Source organism: Streptomyces sp. NPDC052701 (assembly GCF_040678355.1).
GTDB lineage: Bacteria > Actinomycetota > Actinomycetes > Streptomycetales > Streptomycetaceae > Streptomyces.
The window spans coordinates 36,765-57,691 of the sequence record NZ_JBFATO010000010.1 but is presented as its reverse complement, the minus strand read 5'-3'; the positions used below and the strand labels follow the sequence as shown (position 1 = coordinate 57,691).

The 20,927-nt window shown below is 73.5% G+C and carries 16 protein-coding genes, 1 pseudogene and 1 riboswitch; of the genes and pseudogenes, 16 read left to right on the top strand and 1 reads right to left on the bottom strand.

Annotation, left to right across the window (positions count from 1 at the left end; all coding sequences use genetic code 11):
* The first annotated feature begins 1 nt into the window (after position 1).
* The 5 genes from hpnH to AB0L29_RS14240 all read left to right on the top strand — a co-directional run bounded on the left by hpnH (position 2) and on the right by AB0L29_RS14240 (position 5,302).
* A complete protein-coding gene (hpnH, locus tag AB0L29_RS14260) occupies positions 2-1,024 on the top strand; it encodes an adenosyl-hopene transferase HpnH (protein ID WP_365827032.1) in 1,023 nt (340 codons plus the stop codon).
* Between the two features lie 144 nt (positions 1,025-1,168).
* Positions 1,169-3,064 (top strand): 1-deoxy-D-xylulose-5-phosphate synthase, encoded by a 1,896-nt coding sequence (gene dxs, locus AB0L29_RS14255; RefSeq protein ID WP_365826807.1) that lies wholly within the window; start codon positions 1,169-1,171, stop codon positions 3,062-3,064.
* A complete protein-coding gene (locus tag AB0L29_RS14250) occupies positions 3,061-4,467 on the top strand; it encodes an aspartate aminotransferase family protein (protein WP_365826805.1) in 1,407 nt (468 codons plus the stop codon). Before dxs ends, AB0L29_RS14250 begins: the two co-directional genes overlap by 4 nt.
* Before the next feature lie 74 nt (positions 4,468-4,541).
* Positions 4,542-5,186 (top strand): XRE family transcriptional regulator, encoded by a 645-nt coding sequence (locus AB0L29_RS14245; RefSeq protein ID WP_365826803.1) that lies wholly within the window; start codon positions 4,542-4,544, stop codon positions 5,184-5,186.
* Positions 5,183-5,302, top strand: coding sequence for a DUF6126 family protein (locus AB0L29_RS14240; RefSeq protein WP_365826801.1), 120 nt, complete (start codon positions 5,183-5,185; stop codon positions 5,300-5,302). Before AB0L29_RS14245 ends, AB0L29_RS14240 begins: the two co-directional genes overlap by 4 nt.
* 46 nt (positions 5,303-5,348) lie before the next feature.
* Here the strand turns inward: AB0L29_RS14240 and AB0L29_RS14235 are convergent, their stop codons facing one another.
* Complete coding sequence (locus AB0L29_RS14235; protein ID WP_365826799.1) at positions 5,349-6,146, bottom strand: tyrosine-protein phosphatase; 798 nt, start codon at positions 6,144-6,146, stop codon at positions 5,349-5,351.
* Positions 6,147-6,325: 179 nt separating this feature from the next.
* On the opposite strand from AB0L29_RS14235, the gene AB0L29_RS14230 reads away from it, so the two are divergent.
* From AB0L29_RS14230 to AB0L29_RS14180, 11 genes and pseudogenes are all read left to right on the top strand, one after another.
* A complete protein-coding gene (locus AB0L29_RS14230) occupies positions 6,326-8,404 on the top strand; it encodes an alpha-galactosidase (RefSeq protein ID WP_365826797.1) in 2,079 nt (692 codons plus the stop codon).
* A gap of 334 nt (positions 8,405-8,738) precedes the next feature.
* Positions 8,739-8,899, top strand: a riboswitch (cyclic di-AMP (ydaO/yuaA leader).
* Between the two features lie 4 nt (positions 8,900-8,903).
* Positions 8,904-9,872, top strand: a complete 969-nt coding sequence (locus tag AB0L29_RS14225) for a LysM peptidoglycan-binding domain-containing M23 family metallopeptidase (protein WP_365826795.1) — start codon at positions 8,904-8,906, stop codon at positions 9,870-9,872.
* Between the two features lie 369 nt (positions 9,873-10,241).
* Positions 10,242-11,027, top strand: a complete 786-nt coding sequence (locus AB0L29_RS14220; RefSeq protein ID WP_365827030.1) for an SGNH/GDSL hydrolase family protein — start codon at positions 10,242-10,244, stop codon at positions 11,025-11,027.
* Between the two features lie 665 nt (positions 11,028-11,692).
* Complete coding sequence (locus tag AB0L29_RS14215; protein WP_365826793.1) at positions 11,693-12,958, top strand: MBL fold metallo-hydrolase; 1,266 nt, start codon at positions 11,693-11,695, stop codon at positions 12,956-12,958.
* Positions 12,959-13,636: 678 nt separating this feature from the next.
* Positions 13,637-15,604, top strand: a pseudogene (locus AB0L29_RS14210) (ATP-binding protein); the annotation flags it as partial.
* 758 nt (positions 15,605-16,362) lie between these two features.
* A complete protein-coding gene (locus AB0L29_RS14205) occupies positions 16,363-16,797 on the top strand; it encodes a roadblock/LC7 domain-containing protein (RefSeq protein ID WP_365826791.1) in 435 nt (144 codons plus the stop codon).
* Between the two features lie 2 nt (positions 16,798-16,799).
* Positions 16,800-17,171, top strand: coding sequence for a DUF742 domain-containing protein (locus tag AB0L29_RS14200; RefSeq protein WP_365827028.1), 372 nt, complete (start codon positions 16,800-16,802; stop codon positions 17,169-17,171).
* Positions 17,149-17,766: an ATP/GTP-binding protein gene (locus AB0L29_RS14195; protein ID WP_365826789.1), complete on the top strand. Its 618-nt coding sequence runs from the start codon at positions 17,149-17,151 to the stop codon at positions 17,764-17,766. Before AB0L29_RS14200 ends, AB0L29_RS14195 begins: the two co-directional genes overlap by 23 nt.
* A gap of 61 nt (positions 17,767-17,827) precedes the next feature.
* Positions 17,828-18,403, top strand: a complete 576-nt coding sequence (locus tag AB0L29_RS14190) for a GAF domain-containing protein (protein WP_365826787.1) — start codon at positions 17,828-17,830, stop codon at positions 18,401-18,403.
* A gap of 240 nt (positions 18,404-18,643) precedes the next feature.
* On the top strand, positions 18,644-19,672 hold the full coding sequence (tdh, locus tag AB0L29_RS14185) for an L-threonine 3-dehydrogenase (RefSeq protein WP_365826785.1): 1,029 nt from the start codon (positions 18,644-18,646) through the stop codon (positions 19,670-19,672).
* Positions 19,673-19,707: 35 nt separating this feature from the next.
* Positions 19,708-20,910, top strand: coding sequence for a glycine C-acetyltransferase (locus AB0L29_RS14180; protein WP_365826783.1), 1,203 nt, complete (start codon positions 19,708-19,710; stop codon positions 20,908-20,910).
* Positions 20,911-20,927 lie beyond the last annotated feature (17 nt).

Sequence of the window (20,927 nt, the reverse complement as noted above, 5' to 3'; positions counted from 1 at the left end):
GATGGCCATGCCGCTGCGCCAGTCCATCAAGGTCGCTACATACTTGGCCGAACAAAAGCTCCGCGGGCGGGAGAAGTTTCCGCTCATCGTCGAACTGGAACCGCTCTTCGCCTGCAACCTCAAGTGCGAGGGCTGCGGCAAGATCCAGCACCCGGCCGGGGTGCTCAAACAGCGCATGCCGGTCGCGCAGGCCGTCGGCGCGGTGCTGGAGTCCGGGGCACCGATGGTGTCCATCGCGGGCGGCGAGCCCTTGATGCACCCGCAGATCGACGAGATCGTGCGCCAGCTGGTGGCCAGGAAGAAGTACGTCTTCCTGTGCACCAACGCCGTGCTGCTGCGCAAGAAGATGGACAGGTTCACGCCGTCCCCCTACTTCGCCTTCGCCGTGCACATCGACGGGCTGCGCGAGCGGCACGACGAGTCGGTGGCCAAGGAGGGCGTCTTCGACGAGGCGGTGGCGGCCGTCAAGGAGGCCAAGCGGCGGGGCTTCCGGGTCACCACCAACTCCACCTTCTTCAACACCGACACCCCGCAGACCGTCATCGAGGTGCTGAACTACCTCAACGACGACCTGAAGGTCGACGAGATGATGATCTCGCCCGCCTACGCCTACGAGAAGGCCCCCGACCAGGAGCACTTCCTGGGCGTGGAGCAGACCCGCGAGCTGTTCAGGAAGGCCTTCGCGGGCGGCAACCGCCGCCGCTGGCGGCTGAACCACTCCCCGCTGTTCCTGGACTTCCTGGAGGGCAGGGTCGACTTCCCGTGCACCGCGTGGGCGATCCCGAACTACTCGCTCTTCGGCTGGCAGCGCCCCTGCTACCTGATGAGCGACGGGTACGTGCCCACGTACCGGGAGTTGATCGAGGAGACCGACTGGGACGCGTACGGCCGGGGCAAGGACCCGCGCTGCGCCAACTGCATGGCGCACTGCGGCTACGAGCCCACCGCCGTCCTGGCCACCATGGGGTCCCTGAAGGAGTCCCTGCGCGCCATGCGCGAGACCGTCGCGGGAAGCAAGGGGTAGTGCCGTGACCGCCGTCTCCCCGGGCGTCCCCGGGGCGCCGGCCCGGCCGGCCGGGGAGGCCGCCGCCGGGCCGGAGGGCACGGAGGTGCCCTTGCGCGCCGCGGTCGCGGGGTGTGGGGTGAACGGACCGAGAGGGGGCCCGACGTGACGATTCTGGAGACCATCCGCGGACCGCGCGACCTGAAGGCGCTGTCCGAGGCGGAACTCGGCGAACTGGCCGGTGAGATCAGGGAGTTCCTGGTGCACGCGGTCGCCAGGACCGGAGGCCACCTCGGGCCCAACCTGGGCGTGGTGGAGCTCACGATCGCCCTGCACCGCGTCTTCGAGTCGCCGGTCGACCGCATCCTGTGGGACACCGGCCACCAGAGCTACGTGCACAAGCTGCTGACGGGCCGCCAGGACTTCTCCAAGCTGCGCGGCAAGGGCGGGCTGTCCGGCTATCCCTCGCGCGAGGAGTCCGAGCACGACGTCATCGAGAACAGCCACGCCTCCACCGCGCTGGGCTGGGCCGACGGTCTCGCCAAGGCCCGCCGGGTGCGGGGGGACGGGGGGCACGTCGTCGCGGTGGTCGGCGACGGCGCGCTCACCGGCGGCATGGCCTGGGAGGCGCTGAACAACATCGCGGCCGCCAGGGACCGGCCGCTGATCATCGTCGTCAACGACAACGAACGCTCCTACGCCCCCACCATCGGCGGCCTCGCCGACCACCTCGCGACACTGCGCACGACGGACGGCTACGAGCGGGCGCTGGCCTGGGGCAAGGCCGCGCTGCAGCGCACGCCGCTCATCGGCAACACCCTCTACGAGGCGCTGCACGGCGCGAAGAAGGGCTTCAAGGACGCGTTCGCCCCGCAGGGCCTGTTCGAGGACCTGGGGCTGAAGTACGTCGGCCCGGTCGACGGGCACGACACCGGGGCGGTGGAGTCCGCGCTGCGGCGCGCGAAACGCTTCCACGGACCCGTGCTGGTCCACTGCCTCACGGAGAAGGGCCGCGGATACGGGCCCGCCCTCGCCCACGAGGAGGACCGCTTCCACGCCGTCGGCGTGATGGACCCGCTGACCTGCGCGCCGCTCGCCCCCGCGGGCGGCCCCTCCTGGACCTCCGTGTTCGGCGACGAGCTGGTGAGGATCGGCGAGGAGCGCGAGGACGTGGTGGCGATAACCGCCGCCATGCTGCATCCGGTGGGCCTGGGCAGGTTCGCCGAGCGGTTCCCGGACCGGGTGTGGGACGTGGGCATCGCCGAGCAGCACGCGGCCGTGTCCGCGGCGGGCCTGGCCACGGGCGGGCTGCACCCGGTCGTCGCCGTCTACGCCACCTTCCTCAACCGCGCCTTCGACCAGCTCCTGATGGACGTGGCCCTGCACCGCTGCGGGGTGACCTTCGTCCTGGACCGGGCGGGCGTCACGGGCGTCGACGGGGCATCCCACAACGGCGTGTGGGACCTGTCCGTGCTCCAGGCCGTGCCCGGCCTGAGGATCGCGGCGCCGCGCGACGCCGACCGGCTGCGCGCCCAGCTGCGCGAGGCGGTCGCCGTCGACGACGCGCCGACCGTCGTGCGCTTCCCGAAGGAGTCCGTCGGCCCGTCGATCCCGGCGGTGGACCGGGTGGGCGGACTGGACGTGCTGCACCGGGCCGCCCGGCCGCAGGTGCTCCTGGTCGCCGTCGGAGTCATGGCCCCGGTGTGCCTGCAGGCCGCCGAGCTGCTCCGGGCCCGGGGCATCGGCTGCACCGTCGTCGACCCCCGCTGGGTCAAGCCCGTCGATCCCGCGCTCGCGCCCCTCGCCGCCGGGCACCGCCTGGTCGCGGTCGTGGAGGACAACAGCCGTGCGGCCGGGGTCGGCTCGGCGGTGGCCCTGGCGCTGGGCGACGCCGGCGTCGACGTGCCCGTGCGGAGGTTCGGCGTCCCGGAGCAGTTCCTCGCGCACGCCAAGCGGGCCGAGGTGCTCGCCGACATCGGCCTGACACCCGTCGAGGTCGCCGGACGGATCAGCGCGAGCCTGGCCGTCAAGGAAGAGCCGTTCAAGGAGAACCAGCCATGACCACCGCCGAACCGGCAGCCGGGGCAGGGGAGTTCGACCTCGGCAAGCTGCTGGCCGAGCGTGGCGGCGAACGCTACGACCTCCACGCCCGCCACCTCAACCACCAGCTCCCGCGCATGCTGCACACCATCGGCTTCGACAAGGTCTACGAGCGGGCCGAAGGCGCCTACTTCTTCGACGCGGACGGCAACGACTACCTGGACATGCTCGCCGGGTTCGGGGTGATGGGGCTCGGCCGCCACCACCCCGTCGTGCGCAAGGCGCTGCACGACGTCCTCGACGCCTCCCTCGCCGACCTCACCCGGTTCGACTGCCCGCCGCTGCCCGGCCTGCTGGCCGAGAAGCTGCTCGCGCACAGCCCGCACCTGGACCGGGTGTTCTTCGGCAACAGCGGCACGGAGGCCGTCGAGGGCGCGCTGAAGTTCGCCCGGTACGCGACCGGCAGACCCAGGATCCTGTACTGCGCGCACGCCTTCCACGGCCTGACCACCGGCTCGTTGTCGGTCAACGGGGAGGACGCCTTCCGGGACGGCTTCGCCCCGCTGCTGCCCGACACGGCCGTCCCCCTCGGCGACCTCGACGCCCTGGCGCGGGAGCTGAGGAAGGGCGACGTGGCCGCCCTGATCGTCGAGCCGGTCCAGGGCAAGGGCGTGCACGAGGCCCCGCCCGGCTATCTGCGCGCCGCCCAGGAGCTGCTGCGCAGGCACAAGGCGCTGCTCATCGCCGACGAGGTGCAGACGGGGCTCGGCCGGACCGGCGACTTCTACGCTTACCAGCACGAGGACGGCGTCGAGCCGGACCTGGTGTGCGTGGCCAAGGCGCTCTCCGGCGGCTACGTCCCGGTGGGCGCCACGCTCGGCCGGGACTGGATCTTCAAGAAGGTCTACTCGTCGATGGACCGGGTGCTCGTGCACTCGGCCAGCTTCGGCTCCAACGCGCAGGCCATGGCGGCCGGCCTCGCGGTGCTGTCGGTGATGGAGAACGAGCGGATCGCGGCGAACGCCCGTGCCACCGGCGAGCTGCTGAAGTCCCGGCTCGCCGCGCTGACCGAGAAGTACGAGCTGCTCGCGGACGTCCGGGGCCGGGGCCTGATGATCGGCATCGAGTTCGGCCGTCCCCGGTCGCTGAAGCTCCGCGGCCGCTGGAGCGTGCTGCAGGCCGCCCGCAGGGGACTCTTCGCGCAGATGGTGGTCGTCCCGCTGCTGCAGCGGCACCGGATCCTCACCCAGGTCTCCGGCGACCACATGGAGGTGATCAAGCTGATCCCGCCGCTGATCATCGGTGAGCGGGAGGTGGACCGGTTCGTGGAGGCCTTCACCGCCGTGATGGACGACGCCCACGACGGCGGGCTGGTGTGGGACTTCGGCAGGACGCTGGTGAAGCAGGCGCTGGCCGGCCGCTGACGGCGGCCGCGGAATGCTTTTGCCTCTGAGGCAAGAAATTTGCCGCAGAGGCAAGAGTCCGGCTGAATGGAGGCATGAGCTCCTCCGAGTCCGGGCCCGTCGCCGAGCCCGGCCCGTCGTCGGCCGGTCCGGCCGGCGCGCTGCCCGCCGTCGCGCCGCAGCTGCGCGCCCTGCGCCGCCGGGCCTCCCTCACGCTGGAGGCCGCGGCCCGCGCCGCCGGGCTGTCGCCCGCCCACCTCTCCCGGCTGGAGACCGGACAGCGCCAGCCCTCGCTGCCGATGCTGCTCGCGCTCGCCCGTATCTACGGTACGACCGTCTCGGAACTGCTCGGCGAGACGGTCGCCGACCGGGACTCCGTGATACGCGCCGCCGACATGGAACCCACCGCGGCGGGCGGCTGGACGTACTGGCCGGCCGGCGCGTCCGGGCGCGGGATGCAGGCCCTGCGGGTCCAGGTCCCGTACGGCTCCCAGGGCGACATCGTGCGCGTGCACCCCGGCGAGGAGTGGCTCCACGTGCTCAAGGGGCGGCTGCGGCTGCGGCTCGGGGACGCCACGCACCGGCTCGCCCCGGGCGACAGCGCGCACTTCGACTCGCTGACCCCGCACCGCATCGCCGCTCAGGACCCCGACGGGGTCGAGCTCCTGTTCGTCCACACCCTGCTGCAGAGCCCCACGGCCGCCCTGTGCCTGGGCCGCACCCCTGGAGACGCGCCATGAGCGACATGGAGGAGAAGTTCCCTCGCGCCCTGTGGGTGCGGCTGATCGTCTACATCGCGGTGGGGCACGTCTTCGCGGCCTTCGTCTACCTGCTGTTCGAGGTGGGCGCGAAGTAGCTCCTGTCCGCCCGGCCCGGGCGGCGGCTCCTGCGGGCCGCCGCCCTCAGTCCAGCAGGCGCTCGCGCAGCCGGTCCCGGGTCCGCGGCGTGATCCCCAGCCCCTTCTCCAGGTAGGCGTCGACGCCGCCCCAGGTCTCCTCGATGGTCTCGAAGGCCGCCGTCAGGTACTCGGCGCGCGCGTCGAACAGGGGGCTCAGCAGCTCCATGACCTCGGGGGAGTAGGCCGAGGCCGAGCTGCTGCTGCGGCGCACCTTGTAGCGGCGGTGCTTGGCGTTGGACTTCAGGTAGTCGTCGAGGACGGCCTCGCGCTCGACGCCCAGGGCCAGCAGCGTCACCGCGACGGACAAGCCCGCGCGGTCCTTGCCCGCCGCGCAGTGCATCAGGGCGGGGACGCTGCCCCCGGCGAGCGCGTGCAGCACCTGGGAGTGCTCGGCGGTGCGCTCCCGGATGATCGTGCGGTAGGAGGCGATCATCCGGCTGGCGCCCTTGCCGTCCGCGAGGATCTCGCGCAGCTGGTCGATGTCGCCGTCGCGCACCATCCTCCAGAACTCCGCGCCGTCGGCGGGGTCGGACAGCGGCAGGTTCACATTGCGCACGCCCGGCAGCGCGACGTCCGGCCCCTCCAGCTTCTGGTCGGCGGCGTTGCGGAAGTCGAAGATCGTGTGCAGGCCCAGCGAGGAGAGGAAGGCGGCGTCCTGCTCGGTGGCGTGCGCCAGGTGCCCGCTGCGGAACAGCACCCCGTGCCGCACCCGCCGGCCGTCCACGGTCGGCAGTCCGCCCACGTCGCGGAAGTTGCGCACTCCGGCCAGCTCGGGTTCGGTCGACGGGACCTGCTGCGTCACGGGGGCTCCCTCCCACTCGCCCCGCCGGCGCGGCTCGTCGACGGGCACCACTCGACGATACGGCATGGCCGCCGGGCCGACCGGGTCGTCCGCAGGCGTTGCCCGTCGGCCTCCGGACCCCTGATGATGTTGGTGTCCGATCGCACCTGTTCGCACCTGTTCGCATCTGTGGGGGCCTGATGCCGGAGATCTCGCGGGACGGTCGTACCTGGCTCCTGTCGGGGCCGGCCAGCAGCTACGCCGTCCACCTCACCGGCCGCGACGAGCTGGTGCACCTGCACTGGGGCCCGAGGATCGCGCTCGCCGACGCGCAGGCCCTCGCCGTCCGCCCGCTGCCGGACGAGTGGCCCTTCGAGTCCCCGCTCGACGGGCGCGAGGAGTACCCCGTCGAGGGCGGCCCGCGGTTCGTCCGGCCCGCCCTGTCGGTGCGCACCGCCGAGCGGCGCGGCACGCAGTGGGCGTACGAGGGGCACGAGACGGCCGGGGACGGCGCGCTGCGGCTCCGCTTCCGCGACGGCGGGCTGACCGTCACGCTGCACTACCGGATGCGCCCCTCCACGGACGTCGTCGAGCGCTGGGTGACCCTGGCGAACGAGGGCCCGGCCGTCGAGGTGCTGCGCGCCGACTCCGCCACCTGGACCCTGCCCGACCGCGACGGCTGGCGGCTGTCCCAGCTGCACGGCCGCTGGGGCGCCGAGTCCCGGCTGGTGCGCTCGGACCTCACCTACGGCGAGAAGGCCGTCGGCAGCCGCCGCGGCCACACCGGGCACCAGCACCTGCCCTGGGTCGCGCTCGACACGGACGCGGCCGAGGAACACGGCGAGGTCTACGGCTGCGCCCTGGGCTGGTCCGGCTCCTGGCGCATCGCCGTGGCCCAACTCCCGGACGCCCGCGTGCAGATCACCGGCGGCGCCGGACACGACGACTCCGGCCTGCTGATGCTGGGGGAGGGGGAGTCGTACACCACCCCGGTCTTCGCGGGGCTGTGGAGCGACGGCGGCTTCGGCGGCGCCAGCCGGGCCTGGCACGCCTACCAGCGGGCGTACGTCGTCCCGGACGCGGACCGGGACCGGCCCGTGCTGTTCAACTCCTGGGAGGCGACCGGTTTCGACATCTGCGAGCGGCAGCAGCGCGAGCTCGCCGAGCGGGCCGCCGCGACGGGCGTGGAGCTGTTCGTGGTCGACGACGGCTGGTTCGGGGCGCGCACCGGCGACCGGGCCGGGCTCGGCGACTGGTGGCCCGACCCGGACCGCTTCCCCGGCGGTCTGAGGCCCCTCGCCGACCACGTGCACGCCCTCGGCATGCAGTTCGGCATCTGGGTCGAGCCGGAGATGGTCAACCCGGACAGCGACCTGTACCGGGCGCACCCGGACTGGGTGCAGTTCCAGCCGGGACGGGTGCGCACGGAGTTCCGCAACCAGCTGGTGCTCAACCTGGCCCGCGAGGACGTCCGGGAGTACCTGTGGGAGCGGCTCGACGGGCTGCTGTCCGGCGTCCCGGTCGACTACGTCAAGTGGGACTTCAACCGCTGCTTCACCGACGCCGGCTGGCCCGGCGACCCCTATCCGCAGCGGCTGTGGGTGGACCACGTCCGCGCCCTGTACGCCCTGCTGGACCGGTTGCGGGCGGCCCACCCGGGCGTCGCCTTCGAATCCTGCTCGGGCGGCGGCGGCCGGATCGACCTCGGCGTGCTGAGCCGTACGGACCAGGTGTGGACCTCGGACAACACCGACCCGCTCGACCGGCTCGCCATCCAGCACGGCTTCAGCCAGATCCACCCGGCGCGGGTCATGGCGGCCTGGGTCACCGACAGCCCGAACGCGATGCTCAACCACCGGTCCAGCTCCCTGCGGTTCCGGTTCGTCAGCGCCATGGCCGGGGTGCTCGGCCTCGGCGGCGACCTGACCCGGTGGACCGAGGAAGAGCTCGCCGAGGCGCGCGAGTGGGTGGAGCTCTACAAGGAGATCCGGCCCGTGGTGCAGCGCGGCGACCTGTACCGGCTGCGCCCCCCGACGGGTGGGCTGAGCGCTGTGCAGTACGTCCTCGGCGACGAGACCGTCGTCCTCGCCTGGCTCCAGGCGCAGCGCCACGGGGAGCCCGCCGCGGCGCTCAGGCTGCGCGGCCTCGACCCGACGGCGTCGTACGAATGCCGCGAAACGGGAGAAATCCACCGGGGTGCGGTCCTGGTGCACCACGGTCTGCGGACCGGGCTGCGCGGGGACCTCGACGCCGCCGTGGTGCGGCTGCGGCGCCGGTGACCGGGCGTTCCCGCAGCGGTTCGCGGCAAGTGGCCGATCTGTCCGAATAGAGAACTTCGATATAACGTGCCCCGGAAATAGGGGAGATGGGGCCGAGTGCGTGAGCAGGCTCATATTCGTGACGATGCGTTGCCGTCATGCTCACGTAATCAAGGTGTTTTTCTTGGGGATTTGCGGACGGTGAATGATCCGGAATCCACGCAGGGTCACCGTGGAATGTCCGCGGAAATCACCGGAAACGCAGGCGCGGGCAATCGCAAACTTGTCCCTGCGCGTCCTGTTCGCTTACGTTCGCCACCGATCCGGACGGACGCCTAATCCTGCCGCCGCCCGGAGCCCGCACCCACTGACCCGTGTACGGCAGGAGCGGGGGACCCACAGGTACGACGCCTGTTCCGGTTCCCGGAACGGCTTGGGGTTAAGCCGCGCCTCGGCGCGGCCGGGCATCTCCAGCTCGCACCCGACAGCTCACCTCGCAGGCGCCGGAGAGGAATTCGTCATGCCCGCAAAGGGTAAGCACCGCCGTTCGAAGACCCAGAGCTTCACCCGGTCCATCGCCGTCGCCGGAACCGGTGGCGCCGTACTCGCCCTCCCGCTGCTGGGGGCCGTCGACGCCCACGCCGCCACCCCGCAGTCGGCGCCGGAGAAGGCCGTCCAGTCCGTTCCGGTGACCGGGGAGAAGACCGCCGGGAAGAACGACGCGGACGTGCGCACGTACATCGTGAAGGCCGGTGACTACCTGGCAAAGATCGCCGACGAGCAGGACGTCGACGGCGGCTGGAAGAAGCTCTACGCGGACAACCGCGAGGCCGTCGGCGACGACCCGTCGCTGATCCACCCCGGCCTGAAGCTGTCGATCGGCGAGAAGGCGGCGGCGGGTACGGCCGAGCCGTCCTCCTCCGCCAACTCCTCGGCCGCGGCGAAGCCTTCGTCCGGGAAGCCGGCGCAGAAGCCGTCCGCGAAGCCGTCGTCCCAGAAGGCGCAGAAGCCGTCCGCCGCGCCGTCCGCCGCCGCGCAGGCCGCGGCCGTGAGCCGGAGCGCCGGGACCGCCGACGCGGCCGGCGGCTACACCGCGCCGGTGTCCGGCGGCGTCGGCACCGGCTACAAGGTGGCCGGCAGCATGTGGTCCAGCGGCTACCACACCGGCGTCGACTTCTCCGTCCCGACCGGCACCCCCCTGAAGGCCGTCGCCGCGGGCACGGTCGTCTCCGCGGGCTGGGCCGGCGCGTACGGCAACCAGGTCGTCATCAAGCTCGACGACGGCTACTACGCGCAGTACGCCCACCTGTCCTCGCTGTCCGTCTCGGCCGGCCAGACCGTCACCGCCGGACAGCAGGTCGGCCTCTCCGGCTCGACCGGCAACTCGACCGGACCGCACCTGCACTTCGAGATCCGCACCACGCCCGACTACGGCTCGGACGTGGACCCGGTCGCCTACCTCCGCTCGCACGGCGTCTCCCTCGGCTGACCCCCGCGGCCACCCGCCCGGCACGCCGCCGAAGGCCGGACCCCGATCCCGGGGCCCGGCCTTCGGCGCACCGGGGCGCCGGCGGGAAACGGCGGCCCGGCCACGGAGCCGGCTCCCGCGCCACGGCCCCGAGCCTTACGCGCGGGGGCACTTCGCCCGCCGGACCGTGCGGAGCCGCCCCCGTGTCCGTGACGTCCGGGCGCGGTCGCCGCACCGGCGCCGCCGGGCCGCCGTATTCCCGGCTTGGGGAAGACTTTGGGCGTGGCTTATCTCACCGCGCGTCAATCCCTGCCTACGGTCGCGTAGGTCACATTCCACGGTGAATCATGTGCTGCTGTGGCAGACGATTCGAAGAGTGACAGCAGATCAGTGATCGGGTCGTACGTGGCGGTGGGGGACAGCTTCACCGAGGGCGTCGGCGACCCCGGCCCCGACGGGGCGTTCGTCGGCTGGGCCGACCGGTTCGCGGTGCTGCTCGCGGACCGCAGGCCCGAAGGCGACTTCCGGTACACGAACCTCGCCGTGCGCGGCAGGCTGCTCGACCAGATCGTTCAGGAGCAGGTTCCCAGAGCCGTCGAACTCGCCCCGGACCTGGTCTCGTTCTGCGCGGGGGGCAACGACATCCTCCGCCCGGGCACCGACCCGGACGAGGTGGCCGAGCGCTTCGAACGGGCGGTGGCCGCGCTCGCCGCGACGGCCGGCACCGTCATGGTGACCACCGGATTCGACACCCGTGGCGTGCCCGTGCTCAAGCACCTGCGCGGCAAGATCGCCACGTACAACGGGCACGTGCGGGCCATCGCCGACCGGTACGGCTGCCCGGTGCTCGACCTGTGGTCCCTCAGGAGCATCCAGGACCGCCGGGCCTGGGACACCGACCGGCTGCACCTGTCGCCCGAGGGGCACACGCGCGTGGCGCTGCGCGCCGGGCAGGTGCTCGGCCTGGAGGTCCCGGCCGACCCGGAGCAGCCCTGGCCGCCGCTGCCGGTGCGCGGCGCCTTCGAGATCCGCCGGGACGACGTCCAGTGGGCGCGGGAGTACCTGGTGCCGTGGATCGGACGCCGGCTGCGCGGGGAGTCCTCGGGGGACCACGTGACGGCCAAGGGGGCGCTGTCGCCGGACGACATCAAGATGCGGATCGCCGCGGTGGCCTGAGACGCCCTCGGCCGCGGGCCGCGCCGCAGGACGCCCGGCGCGGCCCGCGGCCGGGCGCCGGGGCCCTCCCGCAGGCGCAGGTCGCCGCCGCGGTGCCGTCGACTCCTCCTCCCGCTCCGGACCCGGTCCGCGAGCGAGCGCCTCGTCCGCCCGCGCTCGCGCTCGCGCCTGCGCCCGCGCTCGTGCCCGTGTCCGCAGCACCGTGCCCGGGTCCGCGGCACCGCGCCCGGGCCCGAGCCCGCGGCCCCGCACCCGCGTACGACCTCGGCCGCACGGCGAGCCCGTCCAGCGGGGCCGTCAGACGCAGGGCCGCGCCCGCGGGCCCGGGCAGCGGAGGACCTGACCCGAGGTTTCGCTTACACGGCGAGGACGCGTCCGCGGGGTCCGGGCAGCGGGACCCGCCCGCGGCCACCCTCCCCGCGATCCCCGGTGATCACAGCCCTCCACTGCCTGCCCAGGTCCCGCGCGACCTCCCGCAGCGCCGGTTCGCGCAGCGCCGCCGCCCGGCCCTCGCTCCACAGCCGCCGGCCCCCGGCCCACCGGGTCTTTCACCGGGCCGGGCGGATCGCCGAGGTCCCCGGGGCGCCCGCCGTGGCCCGGGGGCCCGGGGACGCCGGAGGGGCCGACCATAATGGGATGCCTGACCGATTCCACCTGGAGGTAGCGTGGCCGGTTTCCGTCCTACGAGTGCCGGGCTCCGCGCGTTGCGGCCCGCGGCCTTCGGCGTGGACCCCGGCGGTGCGCGCATGGCGCGTATCCGCAGCTCGCCCCATTTCAAGGACGGGGTCTTCCAGAACCCCGGAGGCACCGCCCGGACCCGCCCCTCGGGCTCGACGCGGGACTTCGCGAAGGTCTACTTCGACCGGGAGGCCCGGCCCCGCCGCACCCCGCGGGGCGCGGTGCCGGTCCACGCCACCACGCTCGCCGACCTGGCCGGGCCCCCGGCGAGCGGACTGCGGCTGACGTGGCTGGGGCACTCCAGCGTGCTCGCGGAGATAGCCGGACGGCGCGTGCTGTTCGACCCGGTGTGGGGCGAGCGCTGCTCACCGTTCCCCTTCGCCGGGCCCAAGCGGCTGCACCCGGTGCCGCTGCCGCTGGCCGCCCTCGGGCCGGTCGACGTCGTCGTCATCTCGCACGACCACTACGACCACCTGGACATGCCCACCATCAAGGCGCTGGCCGGGACGGACACGCTGTTCGCCGTTCCGCTCGGCGTCGGCGCCCACCTCGAGCACTGGGGCGTCCCCGCCGGCCGTCTGCGCGAGCTCGACTGGCACGAGGCGACGGAGATCGGCGGACTCACCCTGACCGCCACGCCGGCCCGCCACTTCTGCGGCCGGGGCCTGCGCAACACCCAGCACACCCTGTGGGCCTCCTGGGTCGTCGCCGGAGGGGAGCACCGCGTCTACCACAGCGGCGACACCGGGTACTTCGAGGGCTTCGAGGACATCGGCGCCGAACACGGCCCGTTCGACGCCACGATGATCCAGATCGGTGCGTACTCCGCCTTCTGGCCCGACATCCACATGACGCCCGAAGAGGGCATGCGGGCCCATCTCGACCTCCAGGGCGGGCCGGAGCGCGGCCTGATGCTCCCGATCCACTGGGCCACCTTCAACCTGGCGCCGCACCCGTGGGCGGAGCCCGGCGAGGGCACCCTCGCGGCCGCCCGCGCGACGGGTGCCCGCATCGCCCTGCCCCGTCCCGGGGAGCCGTTCGAGCCGACGTCCGCGACCGTGCCGTCCGAGCCGTGGTGGCGCGAGGTGGCACTGGCCCCGGAGGGCGGCTGGCCCTCCCCGCAGGCCCCCGCCGGGACGGCGGGCAGGAGCGGAACCGGCACGGCAGCCGTGGCCCGGGAAGATACGGTGAGTGACGAAACGAAGGGTGCGGCCGAGGCCACCGAGGACCCCGAGACCCTCTCGGCGAGCTGATCGCGGGAGGGTCGGCCGGTGCACGGCGAGGGCCGGGGAGCGACGGGCTCCCCGGCCCTCGCCGTTTTCCTGTGACCGCTTCTGAGCAGGTCGGATCGAACTGTTGTCTTTCCTGTACGGATGATCGAAGGGCTTATCGGTCTGTCGTGCGAAGCCTCATACCAGAGCGGGACGCTCCTCGTATGAGTTTGTCAACTGCCCACCGCACATGATGCGCTGGCGACTACGGTGAGTGGTCGTCGGGCGACGCAGGTCCGGATCCGGATTCCGGGGAGACCGCGCCGCAGGTGTCGCCTGCAGCAGGCAGGTCAGGGGAGCGGGGACTGGTACGTGCAGGCGCAAGACGGACGAGGGAACCGACGAGACGGGGAGCCCGGCCGCCCGGACGCGGCCGGCACCCCGGGCCGGCGACCTGCCTGCGCGGAGCCGGCCGGGGCGACGGACGCCGACGGCGGCGGCGAAGGCCCCGCGCGCCCTGCGAGCCGGACGGGGGCCGCCGACGGCGCCGGCGCGGGACGTGCGCGCCCCGCGCGGACCGAGGACCGCACCACCGCACGATCCGCGCGTCACGCGCGCGGCCACGCACCACGGACGGCGCACCCCCGGGCCCGCGAGCCCGGGCGCGCCACCACGAGCACCCCTGGCACCCAGGCCCGACGCACCCGTACGAGGACACCGATGTCTCAGCTCCGCGCCCCGGCCTCCCGCACGGACCGCCGTGAGGGCGGGCGGCACGGGAAGCCGGTCGCCCGCACCGCTCCCGCGCTGCCCGAGACCCACATACGGCCCCAGCTGATGCGTCTGGCCGTGCTGCCGCCCGTCGCCGTCGCCCTCGGCGCCTGCGCGGCCGTCCTGTTCACGGTCCGCTCCACCGGCGTGCGGCCGGGCCCCACCCTGTGGGCCGTGCTGGGCGGCGCCGTCTCGGTGGCCCTCGCCGGCATCGTGATCGCCGCCGTGGCCGCCGACCGGGCCGCCCGGTCCGTGCACGACCGCATCGACGCCCTGCGCCGCGGCACCGCACGGCGTGAGGCCGACCTGCGCGCCCTGGTCGACGCGCTGCGGCGCGGCGAGGGCCCGCCCGAGCGGGGGCCGCGCAACGAGCCGCCCGAGGACGCCGACGACATCGACCTGCTCGCCGCCGACCTGGCCCGCGCGCACGACGGCGCCGTCACCGCCGTCGTCCGGGCCGCCCGGCTGTCCAGCCAGGCGGGCAGCGAGCAGAAGCTCGAGGTCTTCGTGAACCTGGCCCGGCGCCTGCAGTCGCTGGTGCACCGCGAGATCTCGATCCTCGACGAGCTGGAGAACGAGATCGAGGACCCCGACCTGCTCAAGGGCCTCTTCCACGTCGACCACCTCGCCACCCGGATCCGCCGCCACGCCGAGAACCTCGCCGTGCTCGGCGGGGCGATGTCCCGGCGGCAGTGGAGCAACCCGGTCCCCATGACCGAAGTGCTGCGCTCGGCGATCGCGGAGGTCGAGCAGTACTCGCGGGTCAGGCTCGTGCCGCCCGTCGACGGCACGCTGCGCGGCCACGCCGTCGCCGACGTCATCCACCTGCTCGCCGAACTCGTCGAGAACGCCACGGTGTTCTCCGCCCCGCACACCCAGGTGCTGCTGCGCGCCAGCCTCGTCACCTCCGGTCTCGCCGTCGAGGTCGAGGACCGCGGACTCGGCATGCCCGTCGAGGAACAGCAGCGGATGAACGCCCTCCTCGCCGACCCGGACCAGGTGAACGTCGCCCGGCTCCTCGCGGACGGCCGCATCGGGCTGTTCGTCGTCTCCCAGCTCGCCCGGCGGCACGGCATCACCGTCCGGCTGCAGACCAACATCTACGGCGGGGTGCAGGCGGTCCTCGTCGTGCCCCAGGCACTGCTGGGGGCGCCGCCGGCGCCCGGTGCCGCCGCGCAGCCGCGGGACGAGGCGGACGGCGGTGCCGACCGCCCGGCCGTACCGTCACGGCAGCACCAGCGGTCCGCGCCGGCGCACGGCACGACGGTGCCGGCGGTGGGCACGGCCGGGCCGGCGCAGGGGATGCCGGCCGCGCAGGACGGGGTGCCCGGGTACGGAGCCCCGTCCGGACCCGGCCCTTCCTTCGCGCACGCGGACCCGGCCGCGCCAGGACAGACCTCGGGGCCGGGGAACCCCGCAGGGCCGCAGGCCTCGTTCGGTGCGGAGGGCCCGCTCGGCCCGGACGCCTCGTCCGTGCCCTCGTCCGGGCCCGGGGCCGGGGCCGATTCCGGGGCTCACGACGTGTCCCCGGCGGCTTCCGGCGCACCACGGCGGCACCGGCGCCCCTCCGCACCGGCCGCCGGGCGGGCCGACGTCGGGCCGCCGCCGCTGCCGGTGCGGGGAGCGCACAAGGAGCGGCCCAATCCGTCCGAGGCCAGGCCCGGCATCAGGCCCGACGACCGGCGGATCCTCGCCGAGAACGTGACGGCGCCGCCCACCCCCCGCAACGGCACCGTGCGCGGCACCGTGGACAAGCCCCGGCTGCCCCGCCGCCGCGCCCAGGAGCACATCGTGCCCCAGCTGCGCGGCGGCCCGGTCCCACGCCAGGACACCGCGGACCTGACCGGCCACGACCCCGGACTGATGGCCGCCTTCCAGCGCGGCGTCGGCCTGGCCGAGGCCCAACAACACCTGGAGGCGGGGCAGCTGGAGGTCGGCCACATGGAGGCCGGCCATATGGAGAGCCCTCCCATGGGGGCCGCCTACATCGAGGCCGGCCACATGGAGGTCGGCCATACGGAAGCCACCTACATCGAGGCTGGCCACATGGAGACCGGCCACACGGAAGCCAGCTACATGGAGGCCGCCTACATCGAGGCCGGTTCCATGAATCCCGGCCTCGTGGACGGCGGTTCCAGCAGCGCCCGCCCGGTGGGCTCCGAGCACACGGACACCTCGTCCGTGGAGCCCGCGTCCAGGAACCCCACCCACGCCGGGCCGCCCCGGAGCGAGCCGGCGCACACGGACCCGGCCCGCCGGCCCCCGATCGCCCCGGAGCCTCCCCCCATGGGGCCGCCCCCCATGGGCCTTTCCCCCGTAGCCCCTTCGCCCATGGTGCCCCGGCACAGGGAGCCGGAGGCCCTCAGGCAGTCGCCCTCCATGGAGCCGCCCCCCATGGCCCCGGCTCCCACGGGTCCCGCGCTGCCACCCCTCCCGCGTGCCATGGACATGCCCGCCGGGTTCAGCCCGCCCTCCCCGGACACGCACACCAGGGACACGGCCCGCACCACCGACGCACGCGGCACGCACGACGGTGTGCCCGCACCCCGTACCGACCGCACCGCCCGGCACGACGGGAGCGCACCCGCCGGATGACCGCCCCCGCCACCCCCGCCACCCCCCTTCCCACCCCCAGCGCTCCCGCAGAGCTACGTACCCCAAGGAGTCGATCCACCATGGTGAGCGAAGCGCCGACCGCCCAGGTATCCGATCTCGACTGGCTGATGAGCGGCCTCGTCCAGCGCGTACCGCACACGACCGCCGCGGTGCTCCTGTCCTGCGACGGACTCGTGAAGTCCGTGCACGGCCTGGACCCGGACAGCGCCGACCACATGGCGGCCCTGGCCTCCGGCCTGTACTCCCTCGGCCGCAGCGCCGGCGTCCGCTTCGGCGACGGCGGCGACGTCCGGCAGGTCGTCGTCGAACTCGACTCGACGCTGCTGTTCGTCAGCACGGCCGGGTCCGGCACCTGCCTCGCCGTGCTGGCCGGCCGCGAGGCCGACGCGGCGGTGCTCGGCTACGAGATGGCGATGCTGGTGAAGAGCGTCCGGCCGTACCTGGTGACCGCGCCCAGGCAGCACACCGCCGACTCCCCGGCGATGAGGCCTTGAGCGTGGCGGCGGCCGGCGACGGGCCCTGGCTGGACGACGCGGCCGGCCGGCTGGTGCGCCCCTTCACGGTCAGCAACGGCCGCACCCGGCCCACCGTCGCGCTCGATCTGATGTCGCAGGTGATGGCCACCGGGGCGACCCCCCTCGGCTACCTCGGCCCCGAGCACACCCAGGCGCTGGAGCTGTGCCGCGTCCCGCTGGCGGTCGCCGAGGTGGCCGCCCGTCTGAAGCTGCCGGTGGCCGTCACCAAGGTGCTGCTGGCGGACCTCGTCGACTGCGGGGCGCTCACCACCAAGCCCCCCGTGTTCCACCACAACCCGACGGACCGGGCCCTTCTGGAGGCAGTGCTCGATGGACTACGACGCCAGCTCTGACTACGACGGCGGCACCGACCCCTTCCCCACCGCGCTGAAGATCCTGGTGGCGGGCGGGTTCGGCGTGGGCAAGACGACCTTCGTCGGCGCGGTCAGCGAGATCGCCCCGCTCAGCACCGAGGAACTGCTCACCACGGTCAGCGCCGCGACCGACAACCTCGACGGGATCGAGAACAAGGTCGAGACGACCGTGGCCATGGACTTCGGCCGCATCACCCTCGGCCCCGAGCACGTGCTGTACCTGTTCGGCACGCCCGGCCAGGAGCGGTTCTGGTTCATGTGGGACGAACTGTGCGAGGGCGCGCTCGGCGCGGTCGTCCTCGCCGACACCCGCCGCCTGGAGGAGTGCTTCGCGGCCGTCGACTTCTTCGAACAGCGCGGCCTGGCCTTCATCGTCGCGGTCAACGAGTTCGACGGCGCCTACCGCTACGACCCCGGGGAGGTGCGCGCCGCCCTCGACCTCCCCCAGGGGGTCCCGGTCGTGTGCTGCGACGCCCGGATCTCCAGCTCGGGCGTCCAGACCCTGCTGACCCTCGTACGCCATCTGATCGCCCACGCACCGGCCCCCACCACGGGGCACGGCGCCCACATGTGATCCCCGCACACCCTGCCACGGAGCCGCACATGACGTACGCACACCGTCCGGGAGACCGCCCATGAGCTACGACCCGCCGCGTCCGGCCGGTCGTCCGCTGCTCACCCCCGAGGACAAGGAGGCCCCCGCCCGCACCCGCAGGCTGCGCCTGCTCGGCCTGGGGGAGCGCCCGGAGCCCGCACTCGACGCCTTCGCGACCCGTCTCGCCGAACACTCCGGGACGCTGTACGCCATGGTCACCTTCCTCGACGAGAACGGGCAGTTCTTCGCGGGCCTGCACACCCCGCCGGTCGCGCCGTTCGTGCGCGGCGACGGCACCGGCGCCCGGATCGGCCGCGCGCTGCCCCGTGACCACGGCTTCTGCCCCCATGTGGTGGCCCGGGGCAAGGCGCTGGTCCTGGAGGACGTCCGCGACTACCCGCGGTTCGCGGGCAACCCGGTCGTCGACGGGTTCGGCATCCGCTCCTACCTGGGCGCTCCCCTCATCGACAGCACCGGCATGGTACTCGGCACCGTGTGCGTGGCCGACCTCGTACCGCGCCCCTGGGGGAGGACGGGCCTGGCCGCCATCAAGGAACACGCGGCGGACCTCGCCCTGCGCCTGGAGCGCCGGGAGGGCGACGGGCTGCCGCTGTGAGCGCCCGCCGGTCCGGCGGGGAGGGGGACGGGCCGGTCCCGTCCGTGCGGCGCTCCGCGTCGGCCGGCCGGTGACCGGCGCGCGACCAGGCGTGAAGCAAAGCTGTGGCCGCGCTTAAGAAAACCTCGATGGACCGGTGGGCCGGAGTGCGGCAGATTGCTGTGCGATTCCACTCCTCTCCCTGGACCGGGGCTTTTTCGGCATGCCCGGAGCCGGGACTCACCCACAGGAGCCGTAGCGTTGAAGGCGCTGGTCAAGCAGAAGGCGGAGCCCGGGCTGTGGCTCGCGGACGTCCCGGAGCCCGCCGTCGGGCCCGGCGACGTACTGATCAAGGTGCTGCGCACCGGCATCTGCGGCACCGACCTGCACATCCGGGCCTGGGACGGCTGGGCGCAGCAGGCGATCCGCACCCCGCTGGTCGTCGGGCACGAGTTCGTCGGCGAGGTCGTCGAGACCGGGCGGGACGTCACGGACATCGCCGTCGGCGACCGCGTCAGCGGCGAGGGCCACCTGGTGTGCGGCAAGTGCCGCAACTGCCTGGCCGGCCGCCGCCACCTGTGCCGGGCCACGGTCGGCCTCGGCGTCGGCCGGGACGGCGCGTTCGCCGAGTACGTGGCCCTGCCCGCGGCCAACGTGTGGGTGCACCGGGTTCCGGTCGACCTCGACGTGGCGGCGATCTTCGACCCGTTCGGCAACGCCGTGCACACCGCGCTGTCCTTCCCGCTGGTCGGCGAGGACGTCCTGATCACCGGCGCCGGCCCGATCGGCCTGATGGCCGCCGCCGTGGCCCGGCACGCCGGCGCCCGCAACGTCGTGATCACCGACGTCAGCGAGGAACGGCTGGACCTGGCCCGCAAGATCGGCGTGAGCCTCGCGCTGAACGTGTCCCGGACGTCCATCGCCGACGGCCAGCGCGAACTCGGCCTGCGCGAGGGCTTCGACATCGGCCTGGAGATGTCCGGCCGCCCCGAGGCCATGCGCGACATGATCGCCAACATGACGCACGGCGGCCGGATCGCGATGCTCGGCCTGCCGGCGCAGGAGTTCCCGGTCGACTGGGCCCGGATCGTCACCTCGATGATCACCGTCAAGGGCATCTACGGCCGGGAGATGTTCGAGACCTGGTACGCGATGTCGGTGCTGCTGGAGGGCGGTCTGGACCTCGCCCCCGTGATCACCGGCCGGTACGGCCACCGCGACTTCGAGGCGGCGTTCGAGGACGCGGCGAGCGGGCGCGGCGGCAAGGTCATCCTCGACTGGACCGCGTAACCCCCTCCTCCGCGAGCACCTTAGGAGCTTCCCCGATGTTCGACTCCGTGCGCGACGACCTGCGCGCCACCCTCGACGAGATCCGCGCCGCCGGCCTGCACAAGCCCGAGCGCGTCATCGGCACCCCGCAGTCCGCGACCGTCAACGTCACCGCGGGCGGCCGCCCCGGCGAGGTCCTCAACTTCTGCGCCAACAACTACCTCGGCCTCGCCGACCACCCCGAGGTGATCGCCGCCGCCCACGCGGCCCTGGACCGCTGGGGCTACGGCATGGCCTCCGTGCGCTTCATCTGCGGCACGCAGGAGGTCCACAAGGAGCTGGAGGCACGCCTGTCGGCGTTCCTCGGCCAGGAGGACACGATCCTGTACTCCTCCTGCTTCGACGCCAACGGCGGCGTGTTCGAGACGCTGCTCGGCCCGGAGGACGCGGTGATCTCCGACGCCCTCAACCACGCGTCGATCATCGACGGCATCCGCCTGTCCAAGGCCCGCCGCCTCCGCTACGCCAACCGCGACCTGGCGGACCTGGAGGCGAGGCTGAAGGAGGCGTCCGACGCCCGTCGGCGCCTGATCGTCACCGACGGCGTCTTCTCCATGGACGGCTACGTGGCCCCGCTGCGCGAGATCTGTGACCTCGCCGACCGCCACGACGCGATGGTCATGGTCGACGACTCGCACGCCGTCGGCTTCGTCGGCCCCGGCGGGCGCGGCACGCCCGAGCTGCACGGCGTCATGGACCGCGTCGACATCATCACCGGCACCCTCGGCAAGGCGCTCGGCGGTGCCTCCGGCGGCTACGTCGCCGCCCGCGCCGAGATCGTCGCCCTGCTGCGCCAGCGCTCCCGCCCCTACCTGTTCTCCAACACCCTCGCCCCGGTGATCGCGGCGGCCTCGCTGAAGGTCCTGGACCTGCTGGAGTCGGCGGACGACCTGCGGGTCCGGCTCACCGAGAACACCGCCCTGTTCCGCCGCCGGATGACCGAGGAGGGCTTCGACATCCTCCCCGGCGACCACCCCATCGCCCCGGTGATGATCGGCGACGCGGCGAAGGCGGGCCGGATGGCGGAGCTGCTGCTGGAGCGCGGTGTGTACGTGATCGGCTTCTCCTACCCGGTCGTGCCGCAGGGGCAGGCCCGCATCCGGGTGCAACTGTCCGCCGCGCACTCCGCCGAGGACGTGAACCGGGCGGTGGAGGCGTTCGTGGCGGCGCGGGCCGAGCTGGACGCCGAGCAGGCCTGAGGGACGCGTTTGAGACA